15 protein-coding genes are annotated in these 15,691 nt (G+C 62.7%); 2 read left to right on the top strand and 13 right to left on the bottom strand.

Going from position 1 to position 15,691, the window contains the following annotated elements; genetic code table 11:
* Nucleotides 1-16: 16 nt before the first annotated feature.
* The 7 genes from B6V75_RS18565 to pyrH all read right to left on the bottom strand — a co-directional run bounded on the left by B6V75_RS18565 (nucleotide 17) and on the right by pyrH (nucleotide 5,841).
* Complete coding sequence (locus B6V75_RS18565; RefSeq protein ID WP_157771582.1) at nucleotides 17-190, bottom strand: hypothetical protein; 174 nt, start codon at nucleotides 188-190, stop codon at nucleotides 17-19.
* A 135-nt stretch (nucleotides 191-325) separates the two neighbouring features.
* Complete coding sequence (gene rseP, locus B6V75_RS02015; protein WP_075774890.1) at nucleotides 326-1,666, bottom strand: RIP metalloprotease RseP; 1,341 nt, start codon at nucleotides 1,664-1,666, stop codon at nucleotides 326-328.
* 3 nt (nucleotides 1,667-1,669) lie between these two features.
* Complete coding sequence (gene dxr / locus B6V75_RS02010; protein WP_240496889.1) at nucleotides 1,670-2,848, bottom strand: 1-deoxy-D-xylulose-5-phosphate reductoisomerase; 1,179 nt, start codon at nucleotides 2,846-2,848, stop codon at nucleotides 1,670-1,672.
* 3 nt (nucleotides 2,849-2,851) lie between these two features.
* Nucleotides 2,852-3,649: a phosphatidate cytidylyltransferase gene (locus tag B6V75_RS02005; protein ID WP_075774892.1), complete on the bottom strand. Its 798-nt coding sequence runs from the start codon at nucleotides 3,647-3,649 to the stop codon at nucleotides 2,852-2,854.
* Complete coding sequence (gene uppS / locus B6V75_RS02000) at nucleotides 3,646-4,404, bottom strand: polyprenyl diphosphate synthase (protein ID WP_088718561.1); 759 nt, start codon at nucleotides 4,402-4,404, stop codon at nucleotides 3,646-3,648. Before uppS ends, B6V75_RS02005 begins: the two co-directional genes overlap by 4 nt.
* A gap of 53 nt (nucleotides 4,405-4,457) precedes the next feature.
* A complete protein-coding gene (gene frr / locus B6V75_RS01995) occupies nucleotides 4,458-5,021 on the bottom strand; it encodes a ribosome recycling factor (protein ID WP_075774893.1) in 564 nt (187 codons plus the stop codon).
* A gap of 88 nt (nucleotides 5,022-5,109) precedes the next feature.
* Nucleotides 5,110-5,841 carry a UMP kinase gene (pyrH, locus tag B6V75_RS01990; RefSeq protein ID WP_075774894.1) on the bottom strand — a complete coding sequence of 244 codons (732 nt, stop codon included), beginning with the start codon at nucleotides 5,839-5,841 and terminating at the stop codon, nucleotides 5,110-5,112.
* Between the two features lie 118 nt (nucleotides 5,842-5,959).
* Between pyrH and miaA the strand changes: the two genes are divergently transcribed.
* Nucleotides 5,960-6,844: a tRNA (adenosine(37)-N6)-dimethylallyltransferase MiaA gene (miaA, locus tag B6V75_RS01985; protein WP_088718560.1), complete on the top strand. Its 885-nt coding sequence runs from the start codon at nucleotides 5,960-5,962 to the stop codon at nucleotides 6,842-6,844.
* A 180-nt stretch (nucleotides 6,845-7,024) separates the two neighbouring features.
* On the top strand, nucleotides 7,025-7,858 hold the full coding sequence (locus B6V75_RS01980; RefSeq protein WP_088718559.1) for an AraC family transcriptional regulator: 834 nt from the start codon (nucleotides 7,025-7,027) through the stop codon (nucleotides 7,856-7,858).
* 242 nt (nucleotides 7,859-8,100) lie between these two features.
* Here B6V75_RS01980 and B6V75_RS01975 read toward each other — a convergent pair whose 3' ends face one another.
* The 6 genes from B6V75_RS01975 to B6V75_RS01950 all read right to left on the bottom strand — a co-directional run bounded on the left by B6V75_RS01975 (nucleotide 8,101) and on the right by B6V75_RS01950 (nucleotide 15,081).
* Nucleotides 8,101-10,293, bottom strand: a complete 2,193-nt coding sequence (locus tag B6V75_RS01975; protein WP_088718558.1) for a methyl-accepting chemotaxis protein — start codon at nucleotides 10,291-10,293, stop codon at nucleotides 8,101-8,103.
* Nucleotides 10,294-10,440: 147 nt separating this feature from the next.
* The gene (gene adh / locus B6V75_RS01970; protein ID WP_088718557.1) at nucleotides 10,441-11,967 is read right to left on the bottom strand and encodes an aldehyde dehydrogenase; all 1,527 of its coding nucleotides are present in this window, start codon (nucleotides 11,965-11,967) and stop codon (nucleotides 10,441-10,443) included.
* 351 nt (nucleotides 11,968-12,318) lie between these two features.
* Nucleotides 12,319-13,215, bottom strand: a complete 897-nt coding sequence (locus B6V75_RS01965) for a CsgG/HfaB family protein (protein ID WP_088718556.1) — start codon at nucleotides 13,213-13,215, stop codon at nucleotides 12,319-12,321.
* Nucleotides 13,216-13,272: 57 nt separating this feature from the next.
* The gene (locus tag B6V75_RS01960; protein WP_088718555.1) at nucleotides 13,273-13,614 is read right to left on the bottom strand and encodes a curli assembly protein CsgF; all 342 of its coding nucleotides are present in this window, start codon (nucleotides 13,612-13,614) and stop codon (nucleotides 13,273-13,275) included.
* 159 nt (nucleotides 13,615-13,773) lie between these two features.
* The gene (locus tag B6V75_RS01955; RefSeq protein WP_088718554.1) at nucleotides 13,774-14,385 is read right to left on the bottom strand and encodes a hypothetical protein; all 612 of its coding nucleotides are present in this window, start codon (nucleotides 14,383-14,385) and stop codon (nucleotides 13,774-13,776) included.
* 81 nt (nucleotides 14,386-14,466) lie between these two features.
* A complete protein-coding gene (locus tag B6V75_RS01950; protein WP_088718553.1) occupies nucleotides 14,467-15,081 on the bottom strand; it encodes a hypothetical protein in 615 nt (204 codons plus the stop codon).
* Nucleotides 15,082-15,691: the final 610 nt, after the last annotated feature.

Below are 15,691 nucleotides of genomic sequence, written 5' to 3'. Positions count from 1 at the left end.
CCCTGTCGGCTCCGGCTCAGATGCGCTGGAAACTCGAAGCGTCGCCGCCGAGAATATCGATCAGTTGAACACCGATCAGAGCCGCACCGAGAAGCGCGACCAGAACCGCCGCGATGAACAGCAGCCGGTCGCCGACAATATCCACCAAGGGGCGGAGTTCGCGATAGTGATGCGCGATGATCTCGGACATGGGTGGCCTCCTTCGCGCGAGTTGCGCCTAAAGGTTCCCTACCCGGCCTTCATGTCGGCATTGCGAGGCAAATGTGGCGAAACCGCGGCATCGCCCGGTCGCGCGCCCATCAGGACCCGCTCAGTCAGGCCCCGCTCAGCAGGTCAGATCGTTCCACAGCCCGAAGACCATCAGCGTCAGCACCAGCGCCAGCCCGATCGACATGAAGACGTTCATCAACTGATCGGAGGGCGGCTTGCCCGTGATCGCTTCGTAGAGGTGGAACATCAGGTGGCCGCCATCGAGCACCGGGATCGGGAAGAGGTTCAGGAAACCCACAGCCGTCGACAGCACCGCGATGAACCAGATGAAGTCGAGCATCCCCGATTTCGCCGCCGCAGCCGAAGTCTCGGCAATGCGCAGCGCGCCGGTGAGATTACAGCTCGAAATCCGCTGCGCGATCATCGCCTGAATGCCCGAGACCGATTGCGTGATGATGCCCCAGGTCTGGGTCACGCCACCCACCAGCGCATCGACAGGGCCGACCGATTGGGTTACCGGCTCGAACATGAACGAGCCCGTGGCGCCAATCAGGAACCGGGTCTCGAATTGCCCGTCGCCCACCGGCAGATCGGTGCGGCGCGGCTCGAGCGTCACGGAGAACGTCTTGCCCGCATCCCCCTCGGGCCGCCAGATATCGAGCGCGACCGGCTTGCCCGCGCCCGCTTTCACCGCATCCTGCAGATCGATGAAACGATAGACCGGCTTGCCGTCGATCGCCGTGATCACGTCGCCGGCCCGCAGCCCGGCATCATAGGCGGCCGAGCCGGGTTGAACGCCCGCAAATCGCGCCGGGAAGAGCTGCGGCCCCGTGGCGTCGGTTTTGCTGCCGTCGCGGGTTACGGTGTAATCGAGCGTCGGCCCTGCGGGCAGTTGATCGACCACGTCGGAGAGCGCTTGATAATCCGGTGTCGGCTTGCCCGCCACCGCGTCGATCACGTCGCCCTGTTGCAGATCGCCTGCCCCACCGGGCAGCGCCACGACAGTCTGGATCGCGGGCGTCTCGGTCGCCTTTCCGGCCCAGAGGCTCAATCCCGCGATCACGAGGATAGACAGAATGAAGTTGAAGACGGGCCCTGCCGCCACGGTCGCAGCCCGTGCCCAAAGAGGCGCGCCATGCATGGTGTGGCGGCGTTCCTCGGGGCTCAGGTGCTGCATCTCCTCGACATCGACCCCGGCCGAGGCCGCGTTCGCATCGCCCAGAAACTTGACGTAGCCGCCCAATGGCACCGCCGCGATCTGCCAGCGCGTGCCATGCTTGTCGACGCGGCTGATCAGCTTCGGCCCGAAGCCGAGCGAGAAGACCTCTGCCTTGATCCCGGAAATCCGTCCGATGATGTAATGGCCGTATTCATGCACCGCGACGATGATCGAGAGCGCGACGACGAAGGCCACCACGGTATAGAGCAGATTCCCGAATTGGGGCAGCAGGTCCAAAACTCAGATCCTTCCGTGTTCACAGATCGCCATTGCGCGCGCGCGCGCCTCGGCGTCGCAGCTCAGAACCATATCGAGGTCTTTCGCCGCGATTCCAAGCCCCTGATCCCGCGACATCTCGCCCAAGGTGGTCTCGACCAGCGCCGCCATGTCGAGAAATCCGATACGTCCCGCAATGAACAGATCGAGCGCCACCTCCTTGGCGGCGTTGAACACGGTGCCCGCCAGACCGCCCGTCTCCATCACCTCGCGCGCCAATCGCAGCGCGGGAAACCGCTGCAGATCGGGGGTGCGGAAATCGAGCTGTCCGATCTTCGCCAGATCGAGCTTCTCGACCGGAAGCGGCTTTCGCGCGGGCCAGTTGAGAGCATAGCCGATCGCATGGCGCATGTCGGGCACACCCATATGCGCCATCAGCCCGCCATCGTGGAACCCGACCAACGAATGGACGATGCTCTGAGGATGCACGAGGACTTCGATCTGCTCTGGCGCGAAACCGAAGAACTCTTTCGCCTCAATAACTTCCAAGGCTTTGTTGAACATGGACGCGGAGTCGATCGTGATCCGCTGCCCCATGTCCCAATTCGGATGCGCCGAGGCCTCTGCCACGGTCGCATGGGCCAGCTTTTCCATCGGCCAGTCGCGGAATGCGCCGCCCGAGGCGGTGATGATAACCCTTTCGACCGCAGCGATATCCTCGCCCACGAGCCCTTGGAAAATCGCCGAATGCTCACTGTCCACCGGCAGGATCGTCGCGCCGTGGGTGCGCGCCTCGGCCATCAGGAGCGGCCCGGCGGTGACCAGCGACTCCTTGTTCGCCAGCGCCAGCGTCGCCCCTTGCGAGAGCGCCGCGAAGCCGGGTGCGAGCCCTGCCGCGCCGACGATCCCCGACAGAACCCAATCTGCGGGGCGATAGGCCGCCTCGATCAAAGCCTGCGGCCCGGCGGCCACCTCGATCCCGGTCCCGGCGAGTGCATCGCGCAAGGCGGGCAGGCAGTCGTCGAATGCGGTTACGGCCAGATCGGCTTTCAGCGCCACGGCCTGCTCGGCCAGTCGCGCAACATTGCGGCCCGCACTCAGCGCCACGACGTCGTAGGCTTCCGCCCCGCCCTGTGCCATCAGCAGATCAAAGCAGCTTTCCCCGATCGAGCCGGTCGCCCCGAAGACCGAAACCTTCCGCATCGTTCAGCCTTCCGTCAGCGGCAGGGTCGTCACCTGCGAGATCAGCATCAGGAACACGACGGCCCCGGTCAGCGCGTCGAACCGGTCGAGCACACCGCCATGGCCCGGGATCAGAGAGGAGCTGTCCTTCACCCCGGTCGCGCGCTTGATCGCGCTTTCGGCAATGTCGCCCAGCTGGCCCGCGAAGGCCAGAAGCGGCGAGATCCAGATCATCGCGAGACCGCCGCCCATCTGGGCAAAGACGAAGCCCACGAGCGCCGCGCCGACCCAGCCGCCGATCGTGCCCGACCATGTCTTCTTCGGGCTGACCTTGGGCCAGAATTTCGGTCCGCCGACCGTGCGGCCGACGAAATATCCCATGATATCAGAGACAACGACCACCGCGACGATCCATGTGATCGCACCCAGCCCCGCGCCCTCTCGCAGCGCGACCAGCCCGTATCCCGTCAGCATGATCGCCAGCGCATAGGCCGCGCCGATCCGGCGCCGCCCGGTGCAGATCACCGCCGCCATGATCGGTACGATCAGCAGGTAAATCAGCCCGTAAGGTTCGTGGATCACGAAGACGAAGGTCAGGGTCGCCGCCGCCACGAGCCCCAGACCAACGGCTTTGCCGGGGCGTTCGGGGCGCAGCATCTCGGTCAGCTCCCAGACCATCAGCCCGGTGACGAGCACCGAGAGCGCCGCGAAGACCGGCCCGCCCCACCAGATCGCGGCAAGCCCGATCGCGACCATTGCAAGCCCGGAGGCGAGCCGCGGGACGAGATCGCCCCATTTGCCGGTCCGCGGCTGACGGGTCACGAGGCGACCCCGCCGAAGCGCCGCTCGCGCCCGGCGAACCGCTCGAGGATGTCCGCAAGCTCGGCCGGGGTGAAATCGGGCCAGAGCGTGGGCGTGAATTCATATTCGGAATAGGCCGCCTGCCACGGCAGGAAATTCGAGGTCCGCGTCTCGCCCGAGCTGCGGATCACCAGATCGGGATCGGGCATCCCCGCGCTGTCGAGCCGGGCCGAGATCAGGGCCTCGTCGACCGCATCGACGTCGATCTTGCCCGCGGCCACGTCACGCGCGATGGATTGCGCGGCGCGCTTCAGCTCGTCGCGCCCGCCGTAATTGATCGCAACCGCCAGCGTCAGCTTCGAATTGCCCTTGGTGCGGGTCTCGATCGCGTCCATCGTCTCGCGCAGAAGCGGGTCGAGCGGCGTCCGGTCCCCAATGAAGCGCAGCTCGACGCCCTGACGCGAAAGCTCCGCCGCCTCGCGTTTGATCATCAGCCGGAACATCTTCATCAGACCAAGAACTTCCTGCGTCGAACGCTTCCAGTTCTCGGTCGAGAAGGCGTAGATCGTCATGTAGCGGATGCCGAGGTCGGGCGCGGCCTGCACGACCTTCTTGATCTGCTCCGCCCCCTTGCGGTGACCGGCGAGACGCGGCCAGCCCCGCTGGGTGGCCCACCGCCCATTGCCATCCATGATGATCGCGACATGCAGCGGCGCAGGCGCGCCGCCGTCATGCCCCTGCGGGGTTTGGGCGATATCGGGAATGCTAGGGGCCATCGGCGATGTGATCCTTCTCGCGCAGGACGCAATGCGGGGCTGAGGCGGAGGCCTCAGACCTGCATGATCTCGGCTTGCTTGTCTTCCAGCGCCTTGTCGACCTTGGCGATATGCGCGTCGGTCATTTCCTGGACTTCGCTCTCCCAGAGTTTCACGTCATCTTCGGACATGCCGTCGGCCTTGGCCTTCTTGATCTGGTCCATGCCGTCGCGGCGCACGTTGCGGATCGCGACGCGGGCGTGCTCTGCATATTGGGCGGCGACCTTGGTCAGTTCGCGGCGGCGTTCCTCGTTGAGCTCGGGGATCGGCAGCATGATGATCGTCCCGTTGGTCTGCGGGTTGATGCCCAGACCCGATTCACGGATCGCCTTCTCGACCTTGCCGACGAGGCCCTTGTCCCAGACGTTGATCGTGACCATCCGCGGCTCGGGCACGTTGACGGTCCCGACCTGGTTGATCGGGGTCATCTGGCCATAGGCTTCGACCTGAACCGGCTCCACCATCGAAGCCGAGGCGCGGCCCGTGCGCAGCGACGCGAATTCATGCTTGAGCGAGCTCATAGCGCCATCCATACGGCGTGCCAGGTCATCGGTATCGATCTCGAAATCGTCGGACATTGGGTATTTCCCGTTCTTGTTGAGCCTCGGGCCGAGCTTTAGCGCAGCTCGCAGGCGAAAACTAGCATTTGTGATCGTCGCGCGGCGCTCAGCCCTGCACTTTGGTGTAGGTGCCTTCGCCTGCCAGAATGCCGCGGAAGCCACCCGGCTCGTCAAGCGAGAACACGATGATCGGCTTGTTGTTGTCGCGTGCGAGCGCGATCGCCGAGGCATCCATCACTCCGAGATTCTTCTGAAGAACCTCGTCATAGCTGACGGTATCGTACCGTTTCGCATCGTCGAATTTCTTCGGGTCCTTGTCATAGACCCCGTCGACCTTGGTGCCCTTGAAGATCGCTTCGCAGGACATCTCGTTGGCGCGCAGCGTCGCGGCCGTGTCGGTGGTGAAATAGGGGTTGCCGGTGCCGGCGGCGAAGATGCAGACCCGCTTCTTCTCGAGGTGGCGTACGGCGCGGCGGCGGATATAGGGCTCGCAGACCTGATCCATCGGGATGGCCGAGATTACGCGGGTGAAGACGCCCAGGCCTTCCAGCGCCGATTGCATCGCCAGCGCGTTCATCACGGTCGCGAGCATCCCCATGTAATCGGCCGTCGTGCGCTCCATCCCCTGAGCAGAGCCCGCAAGCCCGCGGAAAATGTTGCCGCCGCCGATTACCATGCAGATTTCGACACCGAGATCGCGCACCGACTTCACTTCATGCGCTATACGCGACACGGTCGGCGGATGCAGGCCGTAGCCCTGGTCCCCCATCAGCGCCTCGCCCGAGATTTTCAGTAGCACGCGATTGTATTTGGCCGCGGGATGCGTCTCGGCGCTCATCTGATCCTCCGATGGGCTGTTGTCATTGGCGCGCAAAATGATCCAAATAGAGCCGGGGTTCAACCTCTTGCAGAAGCGTTGTTCCCCGAGCCCGACAGAAAGCCTGCAAGAGCCGCCGATGCCGCCTGCCCTGCCCGATATATCGCCGCGAACGCCCGTGCTGATCGCGGGCGCCACGGCGAGCGGAAAATCGGCGCTGGCACTGTCGATCGCCGAAGCCGCGGGCGGCATCGTTATCAATGCCGATGCGCTTCAGGTCTGGTCCTGCTGGCGGGTGCTGAGCGCGCGACCCTCGCCCGAGGAAGAGGCCCGCGCGCCGCATGCCCTCTACGGGCATCTCGATCCCGGCGCGGACTATTCCGTCGGCCATTGGCTGCGCAATGTCACGCCACATCTTGAGGCATTTCACGCAGGCGGGCCGCGCCCGATCGTCGTTGGCGGCACCGGGCTCTATTTCACGGCGCTGACGCAGGGATTGGCGGAGATCCCTGAAACGCCAGCGGAAATTCGCGCCGAGGCCGATCAGCGGCGGCTCTCGGAAGGCCATGCGGGGATGCTGGGCGAGCTCGACGCGACGACCCGCGCGAAGATCGATCCGCAGAACCCGATGCGCGTCCAGCGCGCGTGGGAGGTGTTGCGCGCCACCGGCGAAGGCCTCGCCGTGTGGCAGGCCCGCACCCCGCCGCCGCTTCTGCCGCTCGAGACTGCGGCGCCCCTCCACCTCGATCCGGAGCGCGACTGGCTGGCCGAACGCATCGATCGCCGGTTCGATCTGATGCTTGAACAAGGCGCGCTCGACGAGGTTCGCAGGGTGGAGCCAATCTGGGATCCGGATGCGCTTTGGGCGAAGGCGATCGGAGCGCCGGAATTGATCGCGCATTTGCATGGCCAACTCGATCTGAGTGAGGCGCGCAAACGCGCGCAGGCGGCAAGTCGCCAATATGCCAAGCGGCAACGCACATGGTTTCGTAGCCGTATGAAGGCGTGGCACAAGATCACGTAGACTGTGACCCAACGGCAACTGCGCATCCGGGCTTCTGTGGAAAATTCCTTGGTCGCTAAGCGGGTTGCGGGCTATCCTCCCGCCGTCATCGCTTGGGATCAACGCATCGTGAAGCTCTTTTCCACTCCGCCCCTGTCGCAGCTGTCGCAGGCAAAGACCGTAAGGCCCGGGTCGCAGTCCATGTCCGGCCCGACGCGCGGTGACGTCGGCCAGCCTTCGGAACTGCCCACCGTTCCGCGGGAGCCACGGCTGGTGCAGATCGCCCATCTGGCCAAGGGCGGGCGTTGGCGGGTCGAGGCAATGCGTGCCCATTCCGAACCTTGCCTTCTGTGGTTCTCTCGAGGGCAGGGCCGGATCACGCTGGCGGGCGTGACGCGCGGCTATGGGCCCAATAACGCGATTTTCATCCCGCCGGGCGTGATGCACGGCTTCGAGATTTCCAACCAGACCCACGGTCAGGCGCTGTTCTTCGGGCGCGACAGCGACATCGTCTTGCCGCCCGCCGCCCATCACCTGCGCATCCGGGAGGCGATCGCACAGGGCGAAATCGGCTCGATCTTGGAAGCGATCCAGCGCGAGAACGAGAGCACGCGTCCCGCCGCCGACCGGGCACTGCGCAGCCATCTGGGCCTGCTCAGCGTTTGGCTCGAGCGACAGATCGCGAGCAATGCGAGCGAGGCGATCCGCCCGAGCGCGGCGCGCCGTCTGGTTACGCGCTACGCCTTTCTGGTCGAGCGCGAGTATCGCGCGGGAACGCCGGTCGCGGATATCGCGCGCGAACTGGGCGTAACACCGACCCATCTGTCGCGCGCCTGTCGCGACGCCTGCGGGAAATCGGCTCTGGAACTGATGCAGGAGCGGCGCCTTTACGAAGCCCGCCGCCTGCTGCGCGATACCCCCGTTCCGATCAAGGAGATCGCGCAGCTTCTGGGATATCGCAGCGCCGGATATTTCTCCCGCGCCTTTCAGGCCGGCACCGGCAGTACCCCGATCGCCTTCCGCCGCGCCACCTGAGCGGCGTCTCGCGCCGCGCGGAAGGGCCGGCGGGCTTGCTTTCCGAGCGGGCCCCGGGCCGATCGCCCCGGGGGACTGCGACCGGCCGACGCGTGGGTCGCGTCTGGGCGAATTCGTCCCATCACGCCAAGGGCGACGATACCTCGCCGCCTCGATCCGTGCGCCGAGGCGGCGGGGAAATCGCCCTCGCGCGTTTGTCACACCGATGTGCGTCTTTGGAACGGGCCCATGGATCAGACGCCTCATGCAGCGCTCGCGGTGCCATCGCGTTGCGGTAGGGTGAAACTCGAAACGGCGGCGATCAGCTGCGCGCTCTCTGACAGCATCGCGCGGCTGGCAGCGGCGCTGCGGTCGAACATCGCGGCCCCACGTTGCGTTGCCTGATCCAGTTGGTGCACCGCAGTGTTGATTTCGGCGATACCATTCGCCTGTTCCCCCGAAGAAGCCGCGATTTCCGAGACCCGGTCATGGATTTCGCGCACCGAGCCCACGATCCGCGCTAGAGCCGCACCGGTCTGGCCGACCAGACTCACGCCGGATTGCACCTGCCGGTCCGAGGAAGAGATCAGCTCTGAGATTTCCTTAGCGGCTTCGGAGGAGCGCTGCGCCAGCGCGCGCACTTCCGAAGCGACGACCGCGAAGCCCCGGCCCGCCTCGCCCGCCCGTGCGGCCTCGACCCCGGCGTTGAGCGCGAGCAGGTTGGTCTGGAAGGCAATATCGTCGATCACCGAAGTGATCCGCGAAATCGCCTTTGCAGAGGTCTCGATCTCCGCCATCGCGGCCACCGCGCTATCCACTACGTTGGAGCCGCTCTCGGCATGTCCGCGCGCGTCGCTGGCAAGATCGCGCGCCGACTGCGCCCCTTCCGCTGCCGATTGGACCGAGACCGTAAGCTCGTTGAGGGCCGCCGCAGTTTGTTCGAGCGTTGCGGCATTGCGCTCTGTCTGGGCGCTGAGTTCATCGGCGGAGTTTGCGATTGCGCGGGCCTCGCCGTCGATATGCCGTGCCCCGCTGTCGATCTGACTCAGCGAAGCGGCAAGCTGGGCCACGGCCGCGTTGAAGTCGTGGCGGAGTTTTTCATACTCGCCGGGCAGTTCGTGATCGAGCGAAGCACCGAGATCGCCGCGCGCGAGCGCATCGAGCCCCGCAGCGAGCGTATTCACGATGGTCTTCTGATCCGCGAGAGCTTGCCGCGACTCTTCCTCGCGCTGGCGCAGGGCTGCCTGTTCCACGGCTTCGGCTTCGCGCTCCGCGCGTTGCGCGGCCTCTGCCTCAGCACGGCGAGCCTCCTCGGCCTGCGCGACCTCTTCCTGACGCGCGCGATCCGCCTTTCGGGCATTTTCCTCTTCGAGACGCAGGCTCTCCTGCATTTCGGCGTTCCGCTCGATATTCTCGGCGAAGACCTGAAGCGCCCGTGCCATCTCGCCCAGCTCATCGCGCCGCTTGGCGCCCGAAACCTTGACCTGCGTATCCCCTTTTGCAATCGCATCGGTCGCCCGCGCCAATGCGCCGATCGGGCGCGTGATCCGTCCACCCGCGATCCAGGCGATCACCCCGGAGACGACGAAGGCCGCGGCAATCAAGCCGAGCGAAATCTGCCAGATCATTCGCCGCAGAGCCGCCAGCTCATCGGCGCTCAGTTCCACAGTCGCGGCACCGACGACGTCGCCGGAGAAATCCCGCACCGGTGTCGCGCGCAGCACGTAGTCCGCCCCGTCATGGGAGATCCACTTGTCGACCGTCTCGCCTGCGCGCAATGCCGCGAAATCCGCGTCGTTCAGCGGGTTCCGCTCATCCACGGTGAAGGCAAGCCGTTCTGGCTTCCCGTCCCCGAGGAGACCGAAATATTCATACTCGGAGCCGGTCTGGGCCTTGAGCGCGTCGAAGAAGGTTTGTCCGATATTGAGGCCGATCTCGACCGAACCGACCTGCTTGCCCTCGTGGAAGACCGGGGCGACGCCCCGCGCGCCGATCCCCGCCTTGCCCGATTCCAGCGCCGCGACCGGCTTGCCGGTCTCGTTCACCGTGACCACGGTCTTGCGGAACCCCGACAGATCGTCGCCGCGTTTTTCCAGCTTGTGGATACGGATCAGCGACGTTGCAGGCGCCAGATGGAACTGAAACTGCGCCACGCCGGTCTCGTCGCGCAAGACCGGCCAGTTCGGCGCGAAGATCGCTTCCAGCGCAGCATCGTCGCGCGCAGCCATTGCTGCCTGTACCTGCGGCAATCCTGCGATCAGCAGCGCCCGGTCGCGCGCACCGACACTCGCGGCCTCGATCGCGCTACGCATCCGTTCCTCGGCCGCATTCAGATTGCGCACGCGCGAGACATCCTCGAGCTTGCCACCGACCCAGAACATCCCCGCTGCCATCAGCGCGCAGGCGATGAGCGAGATCACGATTGGCAACAACAGGATTCGCCGGCGAATGGACATGTCGGACCCTTTCTCAAAGTCAGTCGGATCCGGACTAGAACGATTCTCCTAACATCTCGTTCACGCGATATCGGCGGCCCGCCGCGCCGCATAGAAATGGGCCGCGCCCTTTCAGGCGCGGCCCGGGTTTCGGGGAGGTAAACCCTATCAGAAGAACCCGAGCTTGTTCGGGTTGTAGCTGACCAGCATGTTCTTGGTCTGCTGGTAGTGATCGAGCATCATCTTGTGGGTCTCGCGACCGATGCCCGACTGCTTGTACCCGCCGAAGGCCGCGTGGGCCGGATAGGCGTGGTAGTTGTTAACCCAGACGCGGCCCGCCTCGATCCCGCGACCGAAGCGATAGGCACGCGAGCCGTCACGGGTCCAGACACCGGCGCCAAGGCCGTACATCGTGTCATTGGCGATCTCGAGCGCCTCTGCCTCGTCCTTGAAGGTCGTGACCGACACCACGGGGCCGAAGATTTCCTCCTGGAAGACCCGCATCTTGTTGTGGCCTTTCAGGATCGTCGGCTGGATGTAGAAGCCGTTCGCCAGATCGCCGTTGAAGCGCGCGGCGTCACCGCCGGTGAGCACCTCGGCCCCTTCTTCGCGACCGATGCTCAGATAGGACATGATCTTGTCATGCTGCTCCTGGCTCGCTTGCGCGCCGACCATCGTCTCCATCACGCGAGGGTCGCCCTGCTTGATGGCTTCGACGCGGGCAATGCAACGCTCCATGAACTTCTCGTAAATGTCCTCCTGAATGAGCGCGCGGCTCGGACAGGTGCAGACTTCACCCTGATTGAAGGCAAACAGCACGAAGCCTTCGACCGCCTTGTCGAGGAATGCATCATCCTCGGCCATCACGTCGGAGAAGAAGATGTTGGGCGACTTGCCGCCAAGTTCCAAGGTGACCGGGATCAGGTTCTCCGTCGCGGCCTGCATGATCTTGCGGCCCGTCGCGGTGGAGCCGGTGAAGGCGATCTTGGCGATGCGCGAGGAGCGCGCCAGCGCCGCGCCGACTTCCGCGCCGTAGCCGTTGACGATGTTGAGAACGCCATCGGGCAGCAGGTCGGCGATGACTTCAGCCACGACCATGATCGCTGCCGGAGTCTGCTCGGCCGGTTTCAGCACCACGCAGTTGCCTGCCGCCAGCGCCGGCGCCAGCTTCCATGCCGCCATCAGAACCGAGAAGTTCCACGGAATGATCTGCCCGACGACGCCCAGAGGCTCGTGGAAGTGATAGGCGACGGTGTCGGCGTCGATTTCCGACATCGTGCCTTCCTGGCTGCGCAGAACGCCCGCGAAATAGCGGAAATGGTCGACGGCGAGCGGAATGTCGGCGGCCGTGGTCTCGCGGATCGGCTTGCCGTTATCCCAGGTTTCGGCGGCGGCGATCAAGTCGAGATTTTCCTCGATCCGGTCGGCGATCTTGAGAAGGACGTTCGAGCGTTCGGCAGCCGAGGTCTTGCCCCATGCGTCTTTCGCGGCATGGGCGGCATCAAGCGCGGCTTCGATATCCGCCTCGTTCGAATGGGCGACTTCGCAGACCTTGCCGCCAGTGATCGGTGTGATGTTGTCGAAATACTTGCCGCTTTTCGGGGGCACGAACTTGCCGCCGATGAAGTTGTCGTAGCGGTCGCGGAACGGCGACACGGAAACGCCTTTGAACTCGGGCGTCATATCATTGGCCATTGGTCTTCCTCCCAGTTTAGAGCGCAACCGACAGGGCCGCGCAGCATGGGGCTCAGCTTGCCTAATCGCGCACGCTACGCATAGCCGGCCTGCGCTGGGGGAATACGTCATCTGTATCAGACCTGAGACAGGTGCAGGCGCAGCATTCAGAGGAAGGAGGGGCGCCGCCCCGCACCCGCGGAACCGCCGGAATACTTTCAGGACCGAAGGGGAGCGTCGCTAGCTCCGTCTCCACGTTTTCGACAGGTTGTGGCGGTGAATCTTGTGCATGCGAAGAGCAGACAGCGCACCAGAAGCCCTGTCGGCGCTCGCCGACCGACCGCGTCAGATACCGGCGCTACGACCCGAATTTCACGGTTGCGACGAGGCGACTTTTATCGTCGCTACGGGGACCGTTTTCACGAGTTTATATTGCGCGTTATAGTCTTGAATGACCTTCTTGCCTGCGCTTTGGCTCGCGAAGCTCCATTGCCCGGTCTCGGCGCCCTTCACGATCAGGGAATACACAGCGAGCTCCATGGCACGCCGCACCGCGAAGGTCTTGGGCTCGTTCCGCGTGACGCCGGTCTCGAGTTCGAGAATCTTGTCTGTCGCGACGAAACGGAAGACATCGCCCTGCAATTGAACGGAATATATCGTCTTGGTCGTCGTGACCGAGGTCAAGACCCGCCCAGTGGAGACGCTGACGGCCCGAAGCGCGACCGTAACGACGTTCTTGCGATATTCGTGTGTTCCGCCGATCCCGAGGAAACGAGCGCCAAATCCACCGGTCTGGACGCTGCTATCGTAACCGACGATCGAGCCTTCCATGATGATCCCGGCGAAGCGCAGAGGCGGCAGCGCAGCCTTGCCGCCATAAGCCTTCTGCGTCTGCTCGATTATGCTTCTTTCCTTAAGAAGATCGTCGACATTGTTGCGTTCGACGACGTTGAACCACTTTCCGTTACCTACTGAAGTGAGAACATCGGTGAGGATGTCCGCGCCGCCTTGGGTCACGGCCCGAGAGAAATCGGCAAAATCACTGTTGGGTTTGTTCTGACCAGTGAGATCGGGGAAATCATAGACAGCGACATCGATCGGCCGCGCAGGGGGCGGAAGATAATCGAGGCTGATTTTCGTGCTCGAGTTTTCTTGGAGCACTGGCTTTTCCGCGAACATCATATCGCTTTGATGCGGAAAATTAGCCCCACAGCCTGACAAAGTGAAGCCAGCGACAACGGCGAACGCCAAACGTAATACTGATTTCATAACTTCCACTTTTTAGTTGCTCGCCCTGTTGGGGGCCTGCCGCACTGGAGTTTTCTTTTATTGGTTCGTCGTCGTCCCAGAGCCAATTCCTGCGGTCGGAGCCGTCGGCGTCCCCGTATTGATGGGGATGATGATCGTAGGACCGCCGATACTGCCACCAGTGGAACCTCCTCCACCGATCCCAGGGGTCGTCGTGCCGCCTCCGCTGCTCTGGTTCAAATCGGTGATGGTCGCGGTCTTCTGGGTATCGGCAAGTCCGAAGAGAAAGCTGCCGTAATTCGGATTCCCACCGAAATCGGGGTTCTTGAACTTGAAGATGAGTTCCTGCGCAGACGCAGATCCAGCCGCGAGAGTGATCGAGAGAGCGAAAAGTCCCAATGCTGTCGAAAGTTTATTCATGCGTGCCTCACAGCAAAATTTTGCGTCACGTCAAAACCAATTGTTTCAGCAATGACATATTTTCGCAAAGAATTCCATTGCCGATCGCTTGAACCGGCAGCTTGGCGGGTCGTGTTGTTTTCGCGTCACGATCGAAAAACACCTCAAGATGAAACTCGATCATGGATTTATGACGATCGAGCCATCTGGCGCTCGCGCAATCGAGTAACTCGCCGGAGCGGATGAGCGCCCCTGGATCACACCGACCTTGAAGCGTCCGCTCGGCGACCGCGAATTCGTCGTCGGCGACGATGAAGAGCGAACCATCTGGTCAGAAACGTTAAGGGCTAGACGCTTCCCGACACCGAATTGAGACACGGATACGTCGGTGTCGTTCCCGGTGACCGTGACCGACGACTGGTTCCAGACCCCTTGCTGGTAAAGACCGACCGTATTTCTGTGGCCGTTGATCCCGATAAAGGATGAATTCAGACCGCCGACCTGCACCGCCAGCGCCGCGTTCAGGCTACCCTGGTTCACCGTGAGTGCCGAATTTTGGACCCCCGCCTGAATAAGTGCGGAACTGTTTCGGCTGCCAGATGAGATCTGCGCGCCGACATTACGTTGACCGGCTTGGAAAACACTCTGCATGTGTTTTGCGCCAAAGGCGACGTTCGCAGCACCATTGTGAGAGCCAATTTGCTGCAAGTAAGCTTCTTGAGCGACCGCGGACGAACTGCAGACTATCACGAATGCAGCCGTCATCAGCCACTGCGACGAGCGCGGCGGCATGATCCCCACCTCTCTTTTTCAAGACAGCAACCCTACGCCCGCACACACTTGGGCGGGCGTAGGAAAGAGTTTCAACTCAACTTAGTTGATGGTCGCGTGCGAGCCGTACGGGAAGCTCACATGGGCAATCGGCGACGGCAGCGGAGCCGTACCAACATTCGTGAAACCGAAGGCCGGCGTCGAGATCGAACCGTAGGTCTGCCCCGCCATGCCGCCCTGGTTGTTGCCGTTATTCTGCTGCCAATTAACACCAGTATTGTTGTTACCTTCCTGGATCGTCTGCGCCCTGAAGTTGGCATTCTGCACGCCCGGAGCCTGGTTAGCCAACTGGACCGTTACAGCCTTGTTGTTGCCGTTCATAAAGCCCCGCCCGCTTTGAATGACCAGCGAGTTCATCTGCGCACCCAAACCCGAGCGGGTACGCGCGTTATTGTTTGCCTGCGTATCTTCAAGTGAATTGTCGAAACGCGTGTCGACCTGATACGTCATCGCGGTATTGTTGGCACCCCGGCTCAAGTTGGCGGCGCGGAAGCCAATACCCTGTTGTGCAATGACCTGCCTCACATTCGTGCCATTGCTATATTCGGAATAGTTGAGACCGGTCAGGTTGTCGCCAAGCTGCGTGATGTATGCGTCTTGCGCATGCGCACCACCCGCGATGAGCAGCGCGGCTGCTGTTACTGCAAAAAGTTTCATGATCATCTTCCCCACTCAGTTAAAATTTGCCACTGGTCAAATCGTGATCAGAACAATGTCGCCAACCACAACGTACCGCGACGTCAGGTAGTAAACGCGCCGCATCGCAGTCTCGCAAGAGCAATGGTTAAAGAATGTGCCATTTTCTCGCCACATTCTAAACAAAATCATCAAATCAATTGAATTGTCGTCAATTATCGAATAGCACCCCAGCTATATTTCAATTTAAGATTTAATTAGAATATATATTTTCAACCAAAAATTGAATTTCGAATCTATGCTTTTTCGCGCATATAAGAATATTCGAGTCGCCTGAGGCTTCGCATGCTTCGCAAGCACCCACAACCAACGTGTTCGAAATAAGTTCGGCGCGGAAAGTTCGAGAGCGCGCAGCTTTGCTCGACGATTACTTGAAATCGAAATCTGACGGCAGCGCCTCCTGTCAGCAGGATCTCCGACTGCGAGCGTGAGACGCCTCCAGGCGCCGACCTTGCCGGACGCCCGTCAATTGATAAGAAACTAAATTGGAGGTCGAGGCGTGCTCGTGCCGTGCACATAACCCCGCCGCATCGTTAGCGCGGCAGCCCGCGCGACGTCTCACAGGCTGCCG

Origin of the sequence: Thioclava sp. F1Mire-8 (genome assembly GCF_002213165.1) — a bacterium.
Classification (GTDB): Bacteria; Pseudomonadota; Alphaproteobacteria; order Rhodobacterales; family Rhodobacteraceae; genus Thioclava; species Thioclava nitratireducens.
This window is presented reverse-complemented; position numbering and strand designations above follow the sequence as displayed.

What these genes read in the sequence shown, in the direction of transcription:
- B6V75_RS18565 (WP_157771582.1), bottom strand. Translation starts at nt 190, where the DNA reads ATGTCCGAGATCATCGCGCATCACTATCGCGAACTCCGCCCCTTGGTG.
- dxr (WP_240496889.1), bottom strand. Translation starts at nt 2,848, where the DNA reads ATGCGGAAGGTTTCGGTCTTCGGGGCGACCGGCTCGATCGGGGAAAGC.
- uppS (WP_088718561.1), bottom strand. Translation starts at nt 4,404, where the DNA reads ATGGCCCCTAGCATTCCCGATATCGCCCAAACCCCGCAGGGGCATGAC.
- frr (WP_075774893.1), bottom strand. Translation starts at nt 5,021, where the DNA reads ATGTCCGACGATTTCGAGATCGATACCGATGACCTGGCACGCCGTATG.
- pyrH (WP_075774894.1), bottom strand. Translation starts at nt 5,841, where the DNA reads ATGAGCGCCGAGACGCATCCCGCGGCCAAATACAATCGCGTGCTACTG.
- miaA (WP_088718560.1), top strand. Translation starts at nt 5,960, where the DNA reads ATGCCGCCTGCCCTGCCCGATATATCGCCGCGAACGCCCGTGCTGATC.
- B6V75_RS01980 (WP_088718559.1), top strand. Translation starts at nt 7,025, where the DNA reads ATGTCCGGCCCGACGCGCGGTGACGTCGGCCAGCCTTCGGAACTGCCC.
- B6V75_RS01975 (WP_088718558.1), bottom strand. Translation starts at nt 10,293, where the DNA reads ATGTCCATTCGCCGGCGAATCCTGTTGTTGCCAATCGTGATCTCGCTC.
- adh (WP_088718557.1), bottom strand. Translation starts at nt 11,967, where the DNA reads ATGGCCAATGATATGACGCCCGAGTTCAAAGGCGTTTCCGTGTCGCCG.
- B6V75_RS01965 (WP_088718556.1), bottom strand. Translation starts at nt 13,215, where the DNA reads ATGAAATCAGTATTACGTTTGGCGTTCGCCGTTGTCGCTGGCTTCACT.
- B6V75_RS01960 (WP_088718555.1), bottom strand. Translation starts at nt 13,614, where the DNA reads ATGAATAAACTTTCGACAGCATTGGGACTTTTCGCTCTCTCGATCACT.
- B6V75_RS01955 (WP_088718554.1), bottom strand. Translation starts at nt 14,385, where the DNA reads ATGCCGCCGCGCTCGTCGCAGTGGCTGATGACGGCTGCATTCGTGATA.
- B6V75_RS01950 (WP_088718553.1), bottom strand. Translation starts at nt 15,081, where the DNA reads ATGAAACTTTTTGCAGTAACAGCAGCCGCGCTGCTCATCGCGGGTGGT.